This is a genomic window from Mycobacterium tuberculosis H37Rv (genome assembly GCF_000195955.2).
Lineage (GTDB): Bacteria > Actinomycetota > Actinomycetes > Mycobacteriales > Mycobacteriaceae > Mycobacterium > Mycobacterium tuberculosis.
Genome location: NC_000962.3, coordinates 1,799,508 through 1,817,612, shown reverse-complemented (window position 1 = coordinate 1,817,612; position 18,105 = coordinate 1,799,508). Strand labels below are relative to the sequence as shown.

Sequence of the window (18,105 nt, the reverse complement as noted above, 5' to 3'; positions counted from 1 at the left end):
CCCGGCTAGACGTCATCTTCCCCGATCCGGTGCACGTGGATCAGGTTGGTCGAACCCACTGTGCCTGGCGGCGCACCCGCGACGATGACCACCAAGTCACCACGCTTGTAGCGGGCGAGTTCGAGCAGCGATTTGTCGACCTGGCGGATCATGCCATCGGTGGACTGCATCTTCGGCACGATGAACGTCTCGGTGCCCCAGGTCATCGCCAGTTGGCTGCGCACCTCGGGCCACGCGGTGAAGGCCAGCAGCGGCAGCGGGGTATGCAGGCGGGCCAGTCGCCGCACGGTATCACCGGACTGAGTGAAGGCCACCAAGGCCTTGGCGTCGAGTCGTTCGCCGATGTCACGGGCCGCATACGAGATGACCCCACGCTTGGTCCGGGGAATGTGTGTCAACGGCGGTGCGGCCGTGGAGTTCTCCTCGACCGCGCAGATGATGCGCGACATTGTCCGGACCGCAGCAAGGGGGTACTTCCCTACCGAGGTTTCCCCGGACAGCATCAGCGCGTCGGCGCCATCGAGCACCGCGTTGGCGACGTCGGAGGCCTCAGCTCGGGTCGGCCGCGAGTTCTCGATCATCGAGTCGAGCATCTGGGTCGCCACAATGACCGGCTTGGCGTTCTCCCGGGCCATCTGGATGGCTCGCTTCTGTACCAGCGGGACCTCTTCGAGCGGCAGCTCAACACCTAGGTCGCCCCGAGCGACCATGACGGCGTCGAACGCCAGCACGATCGCTTCGAGATTGTCGATGGCTTCCGGCTTCTCCAGCTTGGCGATCACCGGCACCCGTCGCCCGATCCGATCCATCACCTCGTGGACCAGTTCGACATCGGCCGGGGAGCGGACGAAGGAAAGCGCCACCATGTCGACGCCGAGGTTCAGCGCGAACGTGAGATCCTCGATGTCCTTCTCCGACAGGGCCGGCGCGGTCACGTTCATTCCGGGCAACGAGATGCCCTTGTTGTCGCTGACCGGGCCGCCTTCGACGACGGTGCAGACCACGTCGTCGCCCTCGACGGCGTCGACCACCAATGCGACTTTGCCGTCGTCGACCAGCACCCGGTCACCGGCCACCGCGTCCTGGGCTAGCCGCTTGTAGGTGGTGGACACCCGATCGTGGCTGCCCTCGCAGGCGCCCACGGTGATCCGGACGGTTTCGCCTTCGGCCCAGTGGGTGGCCCCGGAGGCGAAGCGTCCCAACCTGATCTTCGGGCCCTGCAGGTCGGCGAGCACGCCGACCGCGCGCCCGGTGGCGTCGGAGGCTACCCGGACCCGCTCATAGGCGACCTTGTGATCGTCGTAGTCGCCGTGGCTGAAGTTCATTCGGGCGACGTCCATTCCGGCCTCGACCAGCGCTCTGACCAGGTCGTCCCGCTGGGTGGCCGGCCCGAGAGTGCAGACGATTTTCCCGCGTCTCGTCACGACGACTCAGCATAGTCGCGACGGCGGTAGGGCCGGCACCGCCGGGTCGGCACACCGGTCAACACCACCGCGGGCAGCCCAGCCAACCAGACCGCGGGTAGGCGCGGCTATCCGCTGATCGTCGGCACTAACGGGAAGCCTGGCAGGTTGCGCAGCACCGTCCACGCGATCACCGCGACCGCCACAGCAATCATCACCGGTATCGGGAGCGCCAAGTCGCCGTGGCGGCGGCGCAGCAGGACCCAACTGGCCAGCACTGGGACGCCGACAAGCAGAAAGACATTGTCGTTGATGCTGGCCGCCAGCTCACCGTGTAGCAGATCGTGGATCATCCGCAGACCCCCGCACGCGGGGCAGTTCCAGCCCGTAAGCAACTTGAATAGGCACGGTGGATATAGCGAATTCGAGTTGTGCGGGTCGACAAGTCCGATGTAGCCAAGCGCGCCGGCCAATAGCACGACCGAACCGGCCGCGGCGTAGCGACGTTGACGCCCGCTAGCTTCCATCGCGCAAGGGACGACCCCAAGGGTCGCCGACTTTGTCGGTCAATATCAGCAGGGCGTCAATGACGCCCCAGATGACGGCGCCCAAACCGCACGTCACCCAGCCCACCAGCAGCTGCGCGATGCCCAGGCCGGTATGGCCCAGGTAGATTCGCCCGATCCCGGCGATGCCGAACAGTCCAAGCAACTGCAACAGGCCGGCAACAGTCTTCGATTTGTCGGAAAATGGTTGGCCGGTGACCGGATGGCGACCATATGGCGCGAACGGGTCAAAGTAAGAGCCAGGCCCCGGATATTGCGGATAAGGCGGTGGATATCCGGGTGGTGCGGATTGCCAGCCCGGCTCGAAGGCACCGTGCTGCAGGGGATCGGTCACGCCTTTCAGCATGCCAGATCGAGCCGGGCGCACGACCCGTGCCGGCCGTAGGCCCATGCGTTCCCAACATCGGCGCGGCAGAGCAGGAGTGTTCGTTGTGCCCGGCTGCGAGCGACCGTGTGCGCCTCAGCATGTCGTTGTGAGGCGGGCAACCGGTGCACCTCCGCTCAGAGATTCATTTCCTGAGTTGGCTCAAATTGGTGCGCACCGAGGGTCGGGCACATCGCACGGCCACAACTCTCACATGTGTCACTGCACCGGGCGACACCCGATGTGCCCGGCTCTCAGCGACAGCTGCCTGACCGGCGGTTTTGTTCCCGAGTTGGTCGCGGCTGTGCGGGATTGGAGGCGGGCGTTGACCTGCAGAAACCGAGTTGTCGCGCTTAGCTGGGCACAGCGACCATCGCCGACGGCGAAGGCCAGTGTTGCGGACGTGACGAAAGAGCGGTACGGACAGATATTCATGTGGCGGTCGGGCATCGGAGGCAGCGCCCCGGCGTCGCGTGCGCGTCCGGGTTGCGAAAAAATATGGAACCTGCCGGGCTTGCTAGCCTACTGGGCTTAGTGGTCTGGCTCGTAAGCGCGTCGGGGTTCGGCTGATTACCGTTCCAGCCGGTGGCCATTTTGTGACCGGGAACTTCGTCGGCGCATCGTTCCGGCTGCGGCAACGGCCGCCCGATCGGCGGTCTATTGAGTCCAGCACCGGCGACCAGGCAGTGCCGTCGTGGGTCGTCATTGTCGACGCCGTCGAAGCCGCCACCAACGGCGGCGTCTCGAGCTGAAATCGTCTTGCCGTCGAATGCCGTCCGGCTCAGCAGGGTCGTCCCCAGGTCCGGCGACCGCCAATTCATCCGGCTTGGCCGGATCGGGGATGGGCGCCGCCTTCTCGGGCACCTCGGGCTCGGTTTCGTCGTGTGCCTCCGAAGCCAACGCTGCCGGCTCCTCGGGCGCGGCCGATGCAGCTTCGGCGTCGACCTGGTGCGCGGCTGGCGCCTGGCCCGCGAGGTCGCCCGGTTGTTCCCGCTCGATATCGGCTTCGGAGGTCTCCTCGACAGCGGGGGTTGACTCACCATCCCGGTCTGCTACTTGGACAACGGATTCCGCGGCCACTTCATCGGTGACCTCGGCGACTTCGGCTTTCACCGCTTCCGCCACATCGTCGGGTTGGTTCGGTTCCCCCGGGCCAACCGGCCCCACAGCGCTCGCAGCGGAGGCCACAGCAGCGGCGGCGAGTTCAGCCGGTTCACGTTCCAGCGCCTCATCAACAACATACTCGCTGCCACGCAGGGCCCCAGGAGCCTCGCGCCCCTTCGGCGCCAAGATGATGTACACCACGGCCCCGATAAACACGAAGGTGGACGTGAACGAATTGATCCGGATGCCGGCAATAAGCGTGGCGGGATCGTCACGCAGCAGCTCAACACAGAATCGCCCGGCGCAGTAGAAAGCGACATAGAACCCAAACAGTCGCCCGTGGCCGATGATGAACCGGCGGTCAATGTAGATCAATGCGACGAATACCAAAACATTCCAGATCAATTCGTAGAGGAACGTTGGCTGCACGACGAACGCCACCTGACCCGTCGAGACGCCGTCCAGCGAATTCGGGACGTCGAATCCGGAGGGGTCCCGGCGGTAGAAGATCTCCAAACCCCACGGCATAGTGGTTTCCCGGCCGTAGAGCTCTTGATTGAAGTAGTTTCCGAGCCGACCGATAGCCTGCGCCAACACGACACCAGGCGCCACCGCATCAAGCAAGACGGGCAGCGGGATTCCACAACGCCGGCAGCCAATCCACGCGCCCATGACACCAAGGGTTACCGCACCCCAGATGCCCAGGCCCCCATCCCAGATTCGCAGTGCCGCGGCCAGCCCGGCACCACCGTCACCGAAATATGTCCGCCAGTCGGTAGCCAGGTGATAGAGCCTGCCGCCAATCAGGCCGAAAGGCACGGCCCACAAGGCGATGTCGTAGGTCATGCCGCGCTCGCCGCCGCGGGCTGTCAACCGGCGATCCCCGATCAGCAGTGCGACAATGATGCCGGTGATAACGCAAACTGCGTAGGCGCGGACGGGTAGCGGGCCCAGGTACCAAACCCCGCGCGGTGGGCTGGGGATATAGCTGGGCAACATCCGCATCATGCGGACATCCCTAGTCGTACCCCGGCAGCGAGCTCTCCGGTCAGTGCCCGCAATCTAGGCAACCCCTCGGTTAGCGCCGTCACCAATGCGGAACCAACGATGACACCGTCGGCGTATTGGGCGATCTGCGCGGCTTGAGCGCGCGACCGCACACCCAGACCGACGCCCACCGGTATGTCAGACACCGCCTTCACCCGGCCCACCAGTTCGGGTGCCGCCTGCGACACCGCATCCCGCGCCCCGGTCACCCCCATCGTCGACGCCGCGTAGACGAACCCGCGTGAAGCCTCGACGGTGGCCGCCAACCGCTCCGGTGTCGAGGACGGCGCGACCAAGAAAATGCGATCCAACCGATGCTCTTCGGATGCCGCCAGCCACTGTTGCGCCTCGTCGGGAATGAGGTCAGGAGTGATCAGGCCGAGTCCTCCGGCCGCCGCCAGATCCCGCGCGAATGCATCAACCCCATAGCGCAGCACCGGATTCCAGTAGGTCATCACTACCGCACGCCCGCCGGCGATACTGATGGCCTCGACCGCGGCTAACGTATCCCGGACTCGCACCCCGCCACGGAGCGCCGCCTCGGTTGCCCTGGCGATGGTGGGGCCGTCCATGCCCGGGTCCGAATACGGAACCCCGACTTCGATAATGTCGCAACCGGATTCAACTAGCGCTGTCATCGCGGCCACCGACGCTGGCACGTCCGGGTACCCGGTCGGCAAGTAACCAATCAATGCCGCGCGGTTGTTTGCACGGCAGGAATCGAAAACCGGCCCGAGCCTACTTGCTTCGCTCTGTTCCACCGCCACCATCAGTCGTTGCCCAGCAAGCCAAACCATTTCGCGGCCGTCTCGACATCTTTGTCGCCACGTCCCGACAGGTTCACCACAATCACCGCGCCCCTTCCCAACTCAACACCTAGCTTGAGGGCGCCGGCCACCGCGTGCGCGGATTCAATAGCCGGGATGATGCCTTCCATGCGACACAGCAGGCCAAACGCGTCCATCGCCTCGGAGTCGGTGATCGGCCGATAATCGACACGCCCGGCCTCCTTGAGCCACGCATGTTCCGGGCCCACCCCCGGATAATCCAGACCCGCGGAAATTGAATGGGATTCAATGGTCTGACCGTCCTCGTCTTGCAGCAAGTACGAGAACGATCCGTGAAATGCCCCGGGCGAACCAGCGGTGAATGTCGCGGCATGCCGGCCGGTCTCAACGCCGTCGCCGGCTGCCTCGAATCCGACCAGCCGTACGCCTGGGTCATCGAGAAACGCATGAAAAATACCAATGGCATTGGACCCGCCACCAACGCACGCGACGACGGCGTCAGGCAGCCGACCGGCCTGACCCTGGATCTGCACACGTGCCTCCATGCCGATGATTCGCTGGAAATCGCGCACCATGGTTGGAAACGGATGCGGTCCGGCCGCAGTACCAAAGCAGTAGTAGGTGTTGTCGGCGTTGGCAACCCAATCCCGGAACGCCTCATTGATGGCGTCTTTGAGCGTTTTCGAGCCCGTCTGAACCGCGACGACTTCGGCACCCAGCAATCGCATCCGGGCCACGTTTAGCGCCTGACGGGCGGTGTCGATGCCCCCCATGTAGATGACACAGTCCAGGCCGAGCAATGCGCATGCGGTGGCCGTGGCGACCCCGTGCTGGCCGGCACCGGTCTCGGCGATCACCCGGGTCTTGCCCATCCTGCGCGCCAGCAGTGCCTGCCCGAGCACGTTGTTGATCTTGTGAGAACCAGTATGGTTCAGGTCTTCTCGCTTCAGAAAGATTCGCGCCGACCCAGCGTGCTGGCTCAACCGGGTCGCCTCGTAAAGCGGCGAAGGCCGGCCCGCATAGTTCGCCTGCAGCCTGTCTAGGTCGTCCAGAAAGTCCTGGCTGACGCGCTCCTTTTGGTAGGCGGCGGTGACCTCTTCGATCACCGCCATCAGCGCCTCGGGAACGTAGCGGCCACCCCAACCACTGGGGCCGCCGAAATGGCCGCCGGAATCAGGATCGTGACTGGTCGGTTCGGCGATGGCAGCACTCATGCGCGGAAGATCCGGGGTGGATAGATCTGTCATCACCGAGGCTCAAGATGCAAGCGGCTCATCGACGGCTAGCGAGCCGGTTTCGGACAGGACGGATGGGTGCCCGCGGTAACCAGATCGGCAACCGCGGCACGTGGGTCGCCGCTGGTGACCAGACCTTCGCCTACCAACACCGCGTCAGCGCCCGCGCCGGCGTACGCCAGCAGGTCAGCGGTGCCACGCACGCCGGATTCAGCAATCCTGATCACACTGCTCGGCAAACCAGGAGCTATTCGCGCGAAGCAATCCCGGTCCACGTCCAGCGTCATGAGGTCGCGGGCGTTAACGCCAATCACCTTGGCCCCGGCCTTCAGCGCTCGGTCGGCTTCCTGCTCGGTATGGACCTCGACGAGTGCTGTCATACCCAACGATTCGGTGCGGTCCAACATCGACACCAACACCGACTGCTCCAATGCGGCGACGATGAGCAACAACATGTCGGCGCCGTGCGCACGCGCCTCATGAATCTGGTACGGCTGCACCACAAAGTCCTTGCGCAGCACCGGAATCGAAACCGAGGCCCGCACCGCGTCGAGGTCGTCGAGCGATCCCTGAAAACGCCGCTGCTCAGTCACCACGCTGACGATCCGGGCACCGCCATCCTGGTAGGCCTGGGCCAGCTTTGCCGGGTCGGCGATGGTCGCCAATGCGCCTGCCGAAGGACTAGCGCGCTTGACCTCAGCGATGACGCCGATGCCGGGCTCGCGTAGGGCGGCCATCACGTCGAGCGGCGGCGGCGCCGCAGCGGCGGCAGCCTTGATCTCCGACAGGCTCACCGAGGCTTCACGCGCGGCAACGTCGGCCCGGACTCCCTCGAGGATGGAGTCGAGCACGGTTGCCGGACTCATGCCTGCCGTTCCCTTCCCACTGTCACCCACACGCGCTCGTCAATTTCGACGACGTCCATGAAGGGTAGCGACCGTCAGCGCGCGGTCCGTCACCGCCCCTCGGTGTCAGACTCCTGCTCCCGATCGGTCGGGTCACGGCCCTCGTCAAGAGCTTCCCAAATCATTCGCTCCGACATCCGCGGCCCCATATCCGGCCCGTCGTCTTGCGGAGCCGCCCGGCCGGCCGCATTCGAGTGCTGGCGCCGGGCAATCGACCGGCGGGCGCGGGGCGCCGCATATCTCGCCATGTCCTCGCCAGCCGACCCGCGAATCGCCGCCGAACTCATCAAGAAGACGGCAGCGAGCAAAGCACACACTGCCGCCAACACCGCCGCCACCGCGCCCCAATAGTGCCGGGCGCTTCCGACCAGCGTCACCACTGGGACATGGGCAAGATCGGCTCCGCGGGCCGCGACATCCGGGACCACCCACAGACTGATGCCGAGGTAGCCGACCGCGAAGCTGGCCGCGGCCAGCAACACTGCCAGCGCCCGCAGCGGCCAGCCGCGCACCGCGAGCGCCGCCACCGCCGCGGCCAGCATCAGCAGCGCTAACGGCAGCAAAGCGGTCGACCACGACGCACCGGTCAGCGTCACCTCCTTCGGCGGCCCCAGCTCGTCGAATGACCCGATGACCACCCAGGGCAGCCGTGCGGCCATCCACAGCGCCCCGGCGGCAACCACCAACAGCAACTGGGCGATGCCGATCATCGGCCTGGCCCGGCGGTTGGGCCGAACACTGCCGGCATTAGCAGCCACTGCGGTTCGCGCCCGGAGCGGCCAGCGTCTCGGCGGCAGCGATCGCGTTGAGCACAGCCCGAGCCTTGTTCCTCGCCTCGTTGTATTCGTAGGATCCGTTGGAGTCGGCCACCACACCACCGCCTGCCTGGACATAAGCCGTGCCGTTACGCATCAGCGCGGTGCGGATGGCGATGGCGAAGTCAGCGTTGCCGGCGAAGTCAAGGTAACCGACGACACCGCCGTAAAGGCCGCGGCGTGTCTTCTCCACCTCTTCGATCAGCTCCATCGCCCGCACCTTCGGCGCGCCCGACAGCGTGCCGGCCGGAAAGCAGGCGGTCACCGCGTCCAGCGCGGTGCGCCCTTCGCCGAGCTTCCCGGTCACCGTGGACACCAGGTGCATCACGTGGCTGTACCGCTCGATGTGGCTGTAATCCTCGACCCGAACAGTGCCCGGCGTGCAGACCCGACCCAGGTCGTTTCGGCCGAGGTCGACCAGCATCAGATGCTCGGCACGTTCTTTGTCGTCCGCCAGCAGCTCTTTTTCCAGAAGCACGTCCTCGTCGTCTGTCCTTCCGCGCCACCGGGTTCCGGCGATCGGATGCGTCGTCGCCCAGCCTTCGTGGACCGTTACCAGCGCCTCCGGACTGGATCCAACAATCGAAAAGTCCACTGCACCATCACTATTCGGCACCTGCAGTAGATACATGTAGGGACTTGGGTTGGTTACCCGCAGAATTCGGTACACGTCGATGGGATCGACATCGGTGTCCATCTCGAAGCGCTGCGAGGGCACCACCTGGAACGCTTCACCGGCTGCAATCTGATCCACCAAGTATTCGACGATCGCACCATATTCTTCGACGGTGCGTTGCGCACGGTGGCGCGGCTCGGGTCGGCTGAAGGTGGCCACGGTTGACGGTAGTGGTTGGCCGAGCGCTGCGGTCATCACGTCCAGCCGAGCGACCGCGTCGTCGTAGGCCCAGTCGACCCGCTCGTCGGTGCCGTTCCAGTTCACGGCGTTGGCGATCAACGTGATGGTGCCCTCGTGGTGATCGACCGCCGCCACATCGGTGGCCAGCAACAGCAGCATGTCCGGCAGGCAGAGGTCATCGACGGCCCGTTCCGGCAATCGTTCCAGCCGTCGCACCATGTCATAGGCGAAGAAACCGACCATGCCACCCGACAGCGGCGGAAGACCCGGCTCGGACTGACGATCCGCCGTAGCCAGCAGCTCCAAGGTCACCTGCAGCGCCCGCAGCGGGTCTCCGCCAGTGGGAGCGTCCTTGGGCACGGCACCCAGCCATACCGCTTGCCCCTCACGCACGGTCAACGCCGTTGGCGCCCCCGCACCGATAAACGACCATCGCGACCACGACCGGCCGTTCTCGGCCGACTCCAGCAGGAACGTACCCGGGCGATTGGCGGCGAGCTTGCGGTAGGCCGACAGCGGCGTCTCGCTGTCGGCCAAGACCTTGCGAGTCACCGGAACCACCCGGTGCTCGGCCGCCAGGAGGCGGAAATCCTCACGCGAGGTGGTGGCTGCGAGGTCGGCGTGCACCGAACCATCTTCCCAGATACGCCGATCGGCCCGGGCGTAGCCCGACGACGATGCACGCCGCGCAAACGGCGCGCATGGGGGCACCCCCAGCCGCGAAGCGGCGCGCAAGGAGTCGGGCAATCGGTTGTAGCCTGACGACTATGAAAACCGGTGACACGGTAGCCGACTTCGAACTGCCCGATCAGACCGGGACTCCTCGCAGGCTTAGCGTCCTGCTATCCGACGGACCCGTGGTCCTGTTCTTCTATCCGGCGGCGATGACGCCTGGCTGCACCAAAGAAGCCTGCCACTTCCGCGACTTGGCCAAAGAATTCGCCGAGGTCAGGGCCAGCCGGGTCGGCATCAGCACCGATCCCGTTCGAAAGCAGGCCAAATTCGCCGAGGTGCGGCGTTTCGACTACCCGCTGCTTTCGGACGCCCAAGGCACGGTCGCCGCCCAATTCGGGGTCAAGCGCGGTCTGTTGGGCAAGTTGATGCCGGTCAAACGCACGACCTTTGTCATCGACACCGACCGTAAGGTGCTCGACGTGATCTCCAGCGAATTCAGCATGGACGCCCACGCCGACAAAGCGTTAGCGACGCTGCGGGCAATCAGATCTGGATAGCGGCGGCGAAAACCATCGCTTGCGCACGGATTCATCACGGGACGACGGCAAGAAACAGGTAAGCAGCCAGCAACACCAGATGCACCTCGCCCTGCAGACGGGTGGCCCGACCGGGAACCACGGTCAGCACGCTGACCACAACCGTGAGCACCAGCAGCACCAACTGAATGGCACCGAGGCCAAGTTGCAGCGGGCCACTGAGCCACAGGGAAGCAAGGGCGATGGTCGGGATGGTGAGTCCAATACTCGCCATCGCGGAACCGTACGCCAGATTGAGGCTGGTCTGCAGGCGGCCTTGCCGGGCCGCGCGGGCCGCCGCAAGTGTCTCCGGCAACAGCACCAGTGTGGCGATGACCACGCCGACGAAGGATTGCGGAAACCCGGCCGCCGAGACGACCTCCTCGATGACCGGCGATTCCACCTTGGCCAGACCCACCACCGCAACCAAAGCGACGAGCAGCAATCCAAGGCTCAGCAGCGCCGCGCGGGTGCTCGGTGGATCGGCGTGGCTGTCATCCTCGACCGCGCCCTTTTGCGCCACCGGTAGGAAGAAGTCTCGATGCCGGACAGTCTGGGTGAACAGGAACAACACGTAGAGTCCCAGCGACGCGGCGCCGGCGAAGATGAGCTGGCCGGGCGATAGCTCGGGGCCCGACTGACTGGTGGTGAACGTGGGCAGCACCAGGCTCAGCGTCGCCAGTGTGGTGACCGTGGCCAGCGCGGCGCCGCTGCCGTGGGGGTTGAACAACGTCACGCCATAGCGCAGCGAACCCAGCAGCAGGGACAACCCGGCGATCCCGTTGGTGGTGATCATCACCGCGGCGAACACGGTGTCGCGGGCGAGCGTCGCCGCATCGTCCCCGCCGGACACCATGAGCGCAACGATCAGCGCCACCTCGATGGTCGTCACCGCGACCGCGAGCACCAGCGAACCGAATGGCTCACCCACCCGGGCCGCCACCACCTCGGCATGGTTGACCGCGGCCAGGACAGCACCGGCTAACAGCACCGCCGCTAGCAAGCCCACCACCGGGCCGATCTGCTTTCCCCAGGTCAATACCAGCGCGACAAAGGCCAGCGAAGGCAGCACAACGGTCCAGGGCACTCGTTTCAGCATCGACCGCCATTCTCATCGACGCCATCGCCCGGACGGGCAACCCCCCTTGACATCTGCATGGATCCCAAGGTGGTATGTCCGCGCTCGCTCGGCGGCGTGTCGATGGGCACTCTTGCCTCGCGGGCGACCACTGCAATCTGTTGCGCCGCGAGCCGCTAGCCCCAGTCTTTCCGCGGCGGGTTAGTCGTCGGGTTCTAACAACACCGCGGCATCGAAGCAACTGTGATCGCCGGTATGGCAGGCACCGCCGACCTGGTCAACCGTCAACAATACGGCGTCGCCGTCACAATCCAGGCGCACCGAGTGAACGTGCTGGGTGTGGCCGGACGTCGCGCCCTTGACCCATTGTTCGGCACGGGATCGCGAATAGTAAGTGGCCTCACGGGTTTGCAGGGTACGGGCCAAGGCCTCGTCGTTCATCCAGGCAACCATCAGCACGTCACCGCTGCCCCGCTCCTGGACGACGGCGGTAACCAGTCCGTCGGCATTACGCTTCAACCGCGCCGCGATCTTTGGGTCGAGTGTCATCGCACGGTGATTCCTTCCGCGGCCAGGGCCGCCTTCACCTGACCGATCGTCAGCTCCCGGAAGTGAAAGACGCTGGCCGCCAACACTGCATCGGCCCCCGCGGCAACCGCTGGCGCGAAGTGCTCCACAGCACCGGCGCCCCCGCTGGCGATTACCGGCACCGTGACCGCGGCACGGACCGCACGCAGCAAAGCCAGGTCGAATCCGGCTTTGGTGCCGTCGGCGTCCATCGAGTTGAGCAGGATCTCCCCCACACCGAGGTCGGCGCCACGGGCCGCCCACTGCACGGCGTCCATACCGGTGCCACGACGACCGCCGTGAGTGGTGACCTCCCAACCCGACGGTGTCGGGGCTGATCCCACCGGAACTGTGCGCGCGTCGACGGACAACACGATGCACTGCGAGCCGAACTGCCTCGCCATGTCCGCCAGCAAGTCCGGGCAAGCGATGGCGGCCGTGTTGACGGCGACTTTGTCAGCCCCAGCCCGTAGCAGCGAATCGACGTCGGCGACGGTGCGTACCCCACCGCCCACCGTCAGCGGGATGAACACCTGCTCGGCGGTGCGGCGCACCACCTCCAGCATGGTGGCTCTTCCGGACGACGACGCGGTCACGTCGAGAAAGGTCAACTCGTCCGCGCCCTCCGCGTCATAGACGGCGGCGAGTTCCACGGGATCACCGGCGTCGCGGAGGTTCTCGAAGTTGACTCCCTTGACCACCCGCCCATCGTCGACATCCAGACACGGGATCACGCGTACCGCGAGGCCCCCAGCCCCCGGAAGGTCACGGTCGGCATACATCTCAGTAGTCCTCTGGTTCCCCTATGCTGCCAAGAATCTCGAGGATCTGGGCATGCACGCGCGGTGGCCCGGCCAAGGCAGAACGCGATGCAGGGGTCCACGGTTGCCCAGCCAGGTCGGTGACCACGCCACCGGCGGCTCGTACCAACGCCACCCCAGCGGCATGGTCCCAAACGTGACCTCCGAAACTTATTGCACCACCGAGTATCCCGTCAGCGACGAAGACGAGATCGATGCCGGTGGATCCGTGCATGCGCAGCCGCGATGACACTCGGCTGAGCTTTTCCAGCACCGCCAGTCGATATCGCCCCGGGAACTGGCCCCGTGAGTCGGCGCTGAATGTGCCGACGCCGACGAGCACGTTGGCCAGTTCGGCGTCAGCCAGCGGCGGCTGCGGTACACCGTTCTTGATCAGCGGACCACCCGCCACGGCGGTATAGCGTGGGTCGGTGAATGGCATCCAGGTCAAGCCGGCCACCGGAACTCCGTCGTGCAGCAGGCCCAACAGGATCGCAGCCAACGGCGATCCGGCGGCGTAGTTGATTGTGCCGTCGATGGGGTCCAGTACCCACACCCACCGCGAGTCGACTGCCGGGCCGCCGAACTCCTCGCCGTGCACCTCGATGCCGGTGGCCGCCACCAGCGCTGCGACAACCTGCCGCTCGATCGCTAGATCGACTTCGGTGGCGAAGTCGTTACCCTTCTTGCGGACCGCTGAATCGGCGCGATGACCGACGAGAAAGAGCGCCGTTGCGGCATCCAGGATCGCCGACGCCTGTTCAACCAGCGGGGCAACCAACGAATCCAAGTGCATCGCCGATCTAGTCCCGAACCGCGGCCAACGCTTGCGGCAAGGTGAACCGACGGGCGTAGAGGGCCTTGCCGACGATGGCCCCCTCGACGCCGCGGTGCGTGAGAGTCGCAATGGCGCGCAGGTCATCGAGGCTGGACACACCTCCGGACGCGATCACCGGGGCGTCGGTGCGGTCGGCAACACCGGCCAGCAGGTCCAGATTGGGGCCGCCCAGGGTGCCGTCCTTGGTGATATCGGTCACGACGAACCGCGAACATCCTTCACTGTCTAGGCGTTCTAGCACGTCCCACAGGTCGCCGCCGTCGGTTTCCCAGCCGCGTCCGCGCAACCGATGCTCGCCGTCGATGATCTGGACGTCCAAGCCGACGGCGACCTGGTCGCCGTGCTCGCCAATCACCCGGGCACACCACTGCGGGTTTTCCAGGGCAGCAGTGCCCACATTGACCCGAGCGCATCCGGTGGCCAGCGCCGCGGCCAGCGACTCGTCGTCTCGAATACCGCCGGATAGCTCAACCTGTACGTCGAGCTTGCCGACAACCTCGGCAAGCAGTTCGTGGTTGGAACCGCGGCCGAACGCAGCATCCAGGTCCACCAAATGGATCCACTCGGCGCCATCGCGTTGCCAGCCCAACGCGGCATCCACCGCTGAGCCGTACTCGGTTTGGCTGCCGGCCTTCCCTTGAACGAGGCGCACGGCACGACCCTCGACCACGTCGACGGCGGGCAAAAGTATCAGCGGCATCACCAGTATCCTTTAAAGTCCATCAACCCAGCTGCTCAGTACGGCTGCACCGGCATCGCCACTCTTCTCCGGATGAAACTGGGTGGCGGCCAATGCGCCGTCCTCCACCGCAGCGAGGAACGGCGCCCGATATGTGGCCCAGGTCAGCAGCGCGTCGGGTGAGCCTTCCCATCGCTGCGCGGCATAGGAATGCACGAAATAAAACCGGGCGTCGACGTCCAACCCTTTGAACAGCGCGCTGCCCGCAGCGGAATCCACGACATTCCAGCCCATGTGCGGAATCACCGGGGCCTCAAGTCGAATGACCGCCCCCGGCCAGTGCCCGCAGCCTGGCGTCTGCACACCGAATTCGACCCCGCAAGCAAACAGAATCTGCATACCGACACAGACCCCCAGCACCGGGCGGCCGGCGGCCACCCGCTCGGCGATGATTCGCTCTCCGCTGATCTTGCGCAGGCCCGCCATGCACGCCGCGAAAGCACCGACGCCCGGCACCACCAGTCCGTCAGCGGTCATTGCGGCGTCGGTATCGGCGGTTACTTCGACCTCGGCGCCTACTCGTTGCAGCGCACGTTGGGCCGACCGCAGGTTTCCTGAGCCGTAGTCAAGGACTACAACCGATTTTGCTGTCACAGAGCACCTTTGGTGGACGGCACGCCTGACACCCGAGGATCTGGCTCGACCGCTTGACGCAACGCGCGCGCGACGGCCTTGTATTGAGCTTCGGTGATATGGTGCGGGTCGCGCCCGTACAACACGCGGACGTGCAGCGCGATGCGGGCGTTGGCCGCCAACGATTCGAACACGTGCCGGTTGATGACGGTGTGGTAGGGCACTGAACTGCCGGCAATAGTGGTGTGCTGCAGGTGATCCGGCTCTCCGGTATGCACGCAATAGGGGCGGCCGGATAAGTCGACGGCGGCGTGGGCCAGTGTTTCGTCCATCGGGATGAAGGCATCGCCAAACCGGCGGATGCCCCTCTTGTCACCTAGGGCCTGCCCGAGCGCGGTGCCCAGCGCGATTGCCGTGTCCTCGATGGTGTGATGGGCTTCGATTTCGACATCACCTGTGGCGCGCACGGTGAGGTCGAAGCTGGCGTGACTGCCCAGCGCGGTCAACATGTGGTCGTAGAACGGAACACCGGTGTCGACGGCCACCTGCCCGGTACCGTCAAGGTCGAGCTCGATGACGATATCGGATTCGCGGGTACGCCGTTCGATACGCGCCCGCCGGCTAGCTTTGGCTGTCTGGGTGGTTGTCATGGCGCTCCTACAGGACTGCGGGTGACGGGGACCAGGTCGGTGGCGATCCGGGCGCTTGCCCGCAGGAACGCATCGTTCTCCTCAGCCAGCCCGGTGGTGGCCCGCAGATAGCCGGGAATCCCAACGTCGCGGATCAAAATGCCGGCCTCCAGATAGCGCCGCCAGGCGGCCGGCGCATCGGCAAACTCGCCGAACAACACGAAGTTGGCATCGCTTGGGATGACTCGAAAACCCATGTCGTTCAATGAGGTTGTTACGCGTTCGCGTTCGGCGATCAGTGCGGCGACACTGCTCAAGGTGTCGTCGGAGTGCCGCAGCGCGGCCCGGGCCGCGGCTTGAGTGACCGACGACAGGTGATACGGCAACCGCACCAGCAGCATTGCGTCGATCACCGCGGGCGTAGCGATCAGGTATCCGAGCCTGCCGCCGGCGAAAGCGAATGCCTTGCTCATGGTGCGCGTGACGACGAGCTTGCTCGGATACTCCTCGACCAGCGACACCGCGCTGGGCTGCGAGGAGAACTCGCCGTAGGCCTCGTCGACGATCGCAATTCCGGGCGCAACGTCCAGCAGCTTACACAGGTCAGGTAACGAAACACTTTGTCCGGACGGGTTGTTAGGGCTAGCAATGAACACCACATCGGGTTTGCGATCGACCACAGCCGCGACGGCGACGTCCACGTCGAGACCGAAGTCATTGGCGCGGGACGCCTCGATCCATTCCGTGTGGGTGCCGTCGGAGATGATCGGGTGCATCGAATAGGACGGTACGAAACCGATCGCGCTACGCCCCGGACCGCCAAACGCCTGTAACAGTTGCTGCAGAATCTCATTGGAACCGTTGGCAGCCCATATGTTTTCGACACCAAGCTGGATTCCGGTCTGCGCGGTGAGATAGCCGGCCAAGTCAGCACGCAGAGCCACGGCGTCGCGGTCGGGGTAGCGGTGCAAGTCGATGGCCGCTTCCCGCACCGATCGCACCACGTCGTCAACCAGCGCCCGGGTAGGCGGGTGCGGGTTCTCGTTGGTGTTCAGCCGTACCGGAACAGCTAATTGCGGTGCACCGTATGGTGCTTTACCACGCAAGTCGGCGCGCAGCGGCAAGTCGTCCAATGTAACCGGGTGTCCGGACCTGGTCATCGCTCGAACCTCCGCCGTACCGCCTCACCGTGCGCCGGCAAGTCCTCGGCCGTGGCGAGCGTGATCACGTGTCCGGAAACGTCTTTGAGGGCCGCCTCCGTGTATTCCACGACGTGGATGCCGCGCAGGAACGTCTGCACCGACAGGCCGCTGGAATGCCGGGCGCAGCCCGCGGTCGGCAGTACATGGTTGGATCCCGCGCAGTAGTCGCCGAGGCTCACCGGGGACCACGGGCCGACGAAAATGGCTCCCGCCGAGCGGATCCGGCTGGCAACCTGCGGGGCATCGGCGGTCTGAATCTCCAAATGCTCAGCGGCGTAAGCGTTCACCACCAAGACGGCGGCGTCCACGTCGTCGACCAGGACGATCGCCGATTGGCGTCCGGTCAGCGCGGCCGTCACCCGTTCGCGGTGCACCGTAGTCTGCAGCTGGCCAGCCAGTTCGGCGTCGGTGGCATCGGCCAGGTCCTCACTCGGAGTGACCAGCACGCTGGCAGCCAACTCGTCGTGTTCGGCCTGGCTAATCAGGTCGGCGGCCACATGCACCGGGTCGGCGGTGTGATCGGCGAGGATAGCGATCTCGGTTGGCCCCGCTTCGGCGTCGATGCCCACCCGCGAACGGCACAGTCGCTTGGCGGCCGTGACATAGATGTTGCCAGGCCCGGTGATCATGTCGACCGGTGTCAGTGCTGCGCCGTCGGTGTCGGTGCCGCCGTAAGCCAGCAACGCCACCGCCTGAGCGCCGCCGACCGCCCAGACCTCATCGACGCCCAGCAGCCGGGCCGCGGCCAGAATGGTCGGATGCGGCATTCCATCCCACTGCGCCTGCGGCGGGCTGGCTACCACCAACGAGTCGACGCCCGCGGCTTGGGCGGGCACCACGTTCATCACCACGCTGGATGGGTACACCGCATTGCCCCCCGGCACGTACAGGCCTACCCGCTCGACCGGAACCCACCGCTCGGTGACCGTCGCGCCCGGGCCCAGTGTGGTTGTGACGTCGGTGCGACGCTGCCCGGAGTGCACGGCGCGGGTCCGCTCGACCATCACCTGCAACGCTTCGCAGACGTCGCAGTCCAGTCCGGCCAGCGCCGCGTCCAGCGCTGCGTCTGGCACCCGGATGGCATGGGGCCGCACACCGTCGAACGATGCGCCGAAGTCCAGCGCGGCCTCGGCCCCGCGCTCGGCGACGGCCGCCACAATGGGCCGTACCGTCGGCAGCACGGCTTCCACATCGGCGCCGCCGCGTGGCAGAGCGGCCCGCAGCTCGGCAGCTGTCAACTCGGCTCCCCGCAAGTCGATACGGGTAAGCACGGGCGGCGGCGCGGTCACGTAGACCATTCTCCCAGAGCAGCTCAAGTCGATATCTGACCGGTACAGTGCAGTAGA

At 65.6% G+C, this 18,105-nt stretch carries 19 protein-coding genes; 1 reads left to right on the top strand and 18 read right to left on the bottom strand.

Features of this window, described 5'->3' with window-relative positions; translation table 11 throughout:
- Positions 1 to 5 precede the first annotated feature (5 nt).
- From pykA to trpE, 9 genes are all read right to left on the bottom strand, one after another.
- A complete protein-coding gene (gene pykA, locus Rv1617; protein ID NP_216133.1) occupies positions 6 to 1,424 on the bottom strand; it encodes a pyruvate kinase in 1,419 nt (472 codons plus the stop codon).
- Between the two features lie 107 nt (positions 1,425 to 1,531).
- A complete protein-coding gene (locus Rv1616; RefSeq protein ID NP_216132.1) occupies positions 1,532 to 1,930 on the bottom strand; it encodes a hypothetical protein in 399 nt (132 codons plus the stop codon).
- A complete protein-coding gene (locus tag Rv1615) occupies positions 1,920 to 2,360 on the bottom strand; it encodes a membrane protein (protein NP_216131.1) in 441 nt (146 codons plus the stop codon). Before Rv1615 ends, Rv1616 begins: the two co-directional genes overlap by 11 nt.
- A gap of 675 nt (positions 2,361 to 3,035) precedes the next feature.
- Positions 3,036 to 4,442, bottom strand: a complete 1,407-nt coding sequence (gene lgt / locus Rv1614) for a prolipoprotein diacylglyceryl transferase (protein ID NP_216130.1) — start codon at positions 4,440 to 4,442, stop codon at positions 3,036 to 3,038.
- Positions 4,442 to 5,254, bottom strand: coding sequence for a tryptophan synthase subunit alpha (gene trpA, locus Rv1613; protein ID NP_216129.1), 813 nt, complete (start codon positions 5,252 to 5,254; stop codon positions 4,442 to 4,444). Before trpA ends, lgt begins: the two co-directional genes overlap by 1 nt.
- Positions 5,254 to 6,486, bottom strand: a complete 1,233-nt coding sequence (gene trpB / locus Rv1612) for a tryptophan synthase subunit beta (RefSeq protein NP_216128.1) — start codon at positions 6,484 to 6,486, stop codon at positions 5,254 to 5,256. The genes trpA and trpB overlap by 1 nt, the downstream gene beginning before the upstream one ends.
- A 68-nt stretch (positions 6,487 to 6,554) precedes the next feature.
- Complete coding sequence (gene trpC, locus Rv1611; protein NP_216127.1) at positions 6,555 to 7,373, bottom strand: indole-3-glycerol phosphate synthase; 819 nt, start codon at positions 7,371 to 7,373, stop codon at positions 6,555 to 6,557.
- An 89-nt stretch (positions 7,374 to 7,462) separates the two neighbouring features.
- A complete protein-coding gene (locus Rv1610; RefSeq protein NP_216126.1) occupies positions 7,463 to 8,170 on the bottom strand; it encodes a membrane protein in 708 nt (235 codons plus the stop codon).
- A complete protein-coding gene (trpE, locus tag Rv1609) occupies positions 8,160 to 9,710 on the bottom strand; it encodes an anthranilate synthase component I (RefSeq protein ID NP_216125.1) in 1,551 nt (516 codons plus the stop codon). The genes Rv1610 and trpE overlap by 11 nt, the downstream gene beginning before the upstream one ends.
- A gap of 140 nt (positions 9,711 to 9,850) precedes the next feature.
- Here trpE and bcpB point away from each other — a divergent pair, with 140 nt between their 5' ends.
- Positions 9,851 to 10,315, top strand: coding sequence for a peroxiredoxin (bcpB, locus tag Rv1608c; RefSeq protein NP_216124.1), 465 nt, complete (start codon positions 9,851 to 9,853; stop codon positions 10,313 to 10,315).
- Positions 10,316 to 10,349: 34 nt separating this feature from the next.
- Here the strand turns inward: bcpB and chaA are convergent, their stop codons facing one another.
- From chaA to hisD, 9 genes are all read right to left on the bottom strand, one after another.
- Complete coding sequence (gene chaA / locus Rv1607; protein NP_216123.1) at positions 10,350 to 11,432, bottom strand: ionic transporter integral membrane protein ChaA; 1,083 nt, start codon at positions 11,430 to 11,432, stop codon at positions 10,350 to 10,352.
- A gap of 180 nt (positions 11,433 to 11,612) precedes the next feature.
- Entirely contained in the window at positions 11,613 to 11,960 is a 348-nt protein-coding gene (hisI, locus tag Rv1606) for a phosphoribosyl-AMP cyclohydrolase (protein NP_216638.2), read from the bottom strand.
- Entirely contained in the window at positions 11,957 to 12,760 is an 804-nt protein-coding gene (gene hisF, locus Rv1605) for an imidazole glycerol phosphate synthase subunit HisF (protein NP_216121.1), read from the bottom strand. The genes hisI and hisF overlap by 4 nt, the downstream gene beginning before the upstream one ends.
- 1 nt (position 12,761) lies before the next feature.
- Positions 12,762 to 13,574 (bottom strand): inositol-monophosphatase ImpA, encoded by an 813-nt coding sequence (gene impA / locus Rv1604; protein ID NP_216120.1) that lies wholly within the window; start codon positions 13,572 to 13,574, stop codon positions 12,762 to 12,764.
- A gap of 7 nt (positions 13,575 to 13,581) precedes the next feature.
- Positions 13,582 to 14,319 carry a 1-(5-phosphoribosyl)-5-((5-phosphoribosylamino)methylideneamino)imidazole-4-carboxamide isomerase gene (hisA, locus tag Rv1603; protein ID NP_216119.1) on the bottom strand — a complete coding sequence of 246 codons (738 nt, stop codon included), beginning with the start codon at positions 14,317 to 14,319 and terminating at the stop codon, positions 13,582 to 13,584.
- A 9-nt stretch (positions 14,320 to 14,328) separates the two neighbouring features.
- Positions 14,329 to 14,949: an imidazole glycerol phosphate synthase subunit HisH gene (gene hisH, locus Rv1602; RefSeq protein NP_216118.1), complete on the bottom strand. Its 621-nt coding sequence runs from the start codon at positions 14,947 to 14,949 to the stop codon at positions 14,329 to 14,331.
- A complete protein-coding gene (gene hisB / locus Rv1601) occupies positions 14,946 to 15,578 on the bottom strand; it encodes an imidazole glycerol-phosphate dehydratase (protein NP_216117.1) in 633 nt (210 codons plus the stop codon). The genes hisH and hisB overlap by 4 nt, the downstream gene beginning before the upstream one ends.
- Positions 15,575 to 16,717 carry a histidinol-phosphate aminotransferase gene (hisC1, locus tag Rv1600; RefSeq protein ID YP_177823.1) on the bottom strand — a complete coding sequence of 381 codons (1,143 nt, stop codon included), beginning with the start codon at positions 16,715 to 16,717 and terminating at the stop codon, positions 15,575 to 15,577. Before hisC1 ends, hisB begins: the two co-directional genes overlap by 4 nt.
- Positions 16,714 to 18,030: a histidinol dehydrogenase gene (gene hisD, locus Rv1599; protein NP_216115.1), complete on the bottom strand. Its 1,317-nt coding sequence runs from the start codon at positions 18,028 to 18,030 to the stop codon at positions 16,714 to 16,716. Before hisD ends, hisC1 begins: the two co-directional genes overlap by 4 nt.
- Between the last annotated feature and the right edge of the window lie 75 nt (positions 18,031 to 18,105).

Coding starts and splice junctions, on each gene's coding strand:
- Rv1616 (NP_216132.1), bottom strand. CDS start 1,930: ATGGAAGCTAGCGGGCGTCAACGTCGCTACGCCGCGGCCGGTTCGGTC.
- Rv1615 (NP_216131.1), bottom strand. CDS start 2,360: ATGGGCCTACGGCCGGCACGGGTCGTGCGCCCGGCTCGATCTGGCATG.
- lgt (NP_216130.1), bottom strand. CDS start 4,442: ATGCGGATGTTGCCCAGCTATATCCCCAGCCCACCGCGCGGGGTTTGG.
- trpA (NP_216129.1), bottom strand. CDS start 5,254: ATGGTGGCGGTGGAACAGAGCGAAGCAAGTAGGCTCGGGCCGGTTTTC.
- trpB (NP_216128.1), bottom strand. CDS start 6,486: ATGAGTGCTGCCATCGCCGAACCGACCAGTCACGATCCTGATTCCGGC.
- trpC (NP_216127.1), bottom strand. CDS start 7,373: ATGAGTCCGGCAACCGTGCTCGACTCCATCCTCGAGGGAGTCCGGGCC.
- bcpB (NP_216124.1), top strand. CDS start 9,851: ATGAAAACCGGTGACACGGTAGCCGACTTCGAACTGCCCGATCAGACC.
- chaA (NP_216123.1), bottom strand. CDS start 11,432: ATGCTGAAACGAGTGCCCTGGACCGTTGTGCTGCCTTCGCTGGCCTTT.
- hisI (NP_216638.2), bottom strand. CDS start 11,960: ATGACACTCGACCCAAAGATCGCGGCGCGGTTGAAGCGTAATGCCGAC.
- hisF (NP_216121.1), bottom strand. CDS start 12,760: ATGTATGCCGACCGTGACCTTCCGGGGGCTGGGGGCCTCGCGGTACGC.
- impA (NP_216120.1), bottom strand. CDS start 13,574: ATGCACTTGGATTCGTTGGTTGCCCCGCTGGTTGAACAGGCGTCGGCG.
- hisB (NP_216117.1), bottom strand. CDS start 15,578: ATGACAACCACCCAGACAGCCAAAGCTAGCCGGCGGGCGCGTATCGAA.
- hisC1 (YP_177823.1), bottom strand. CDS start 16,717: ATGACCAGGTCCGGACACCCGGTTACATTGGACGACTTGCCGCTGCGC.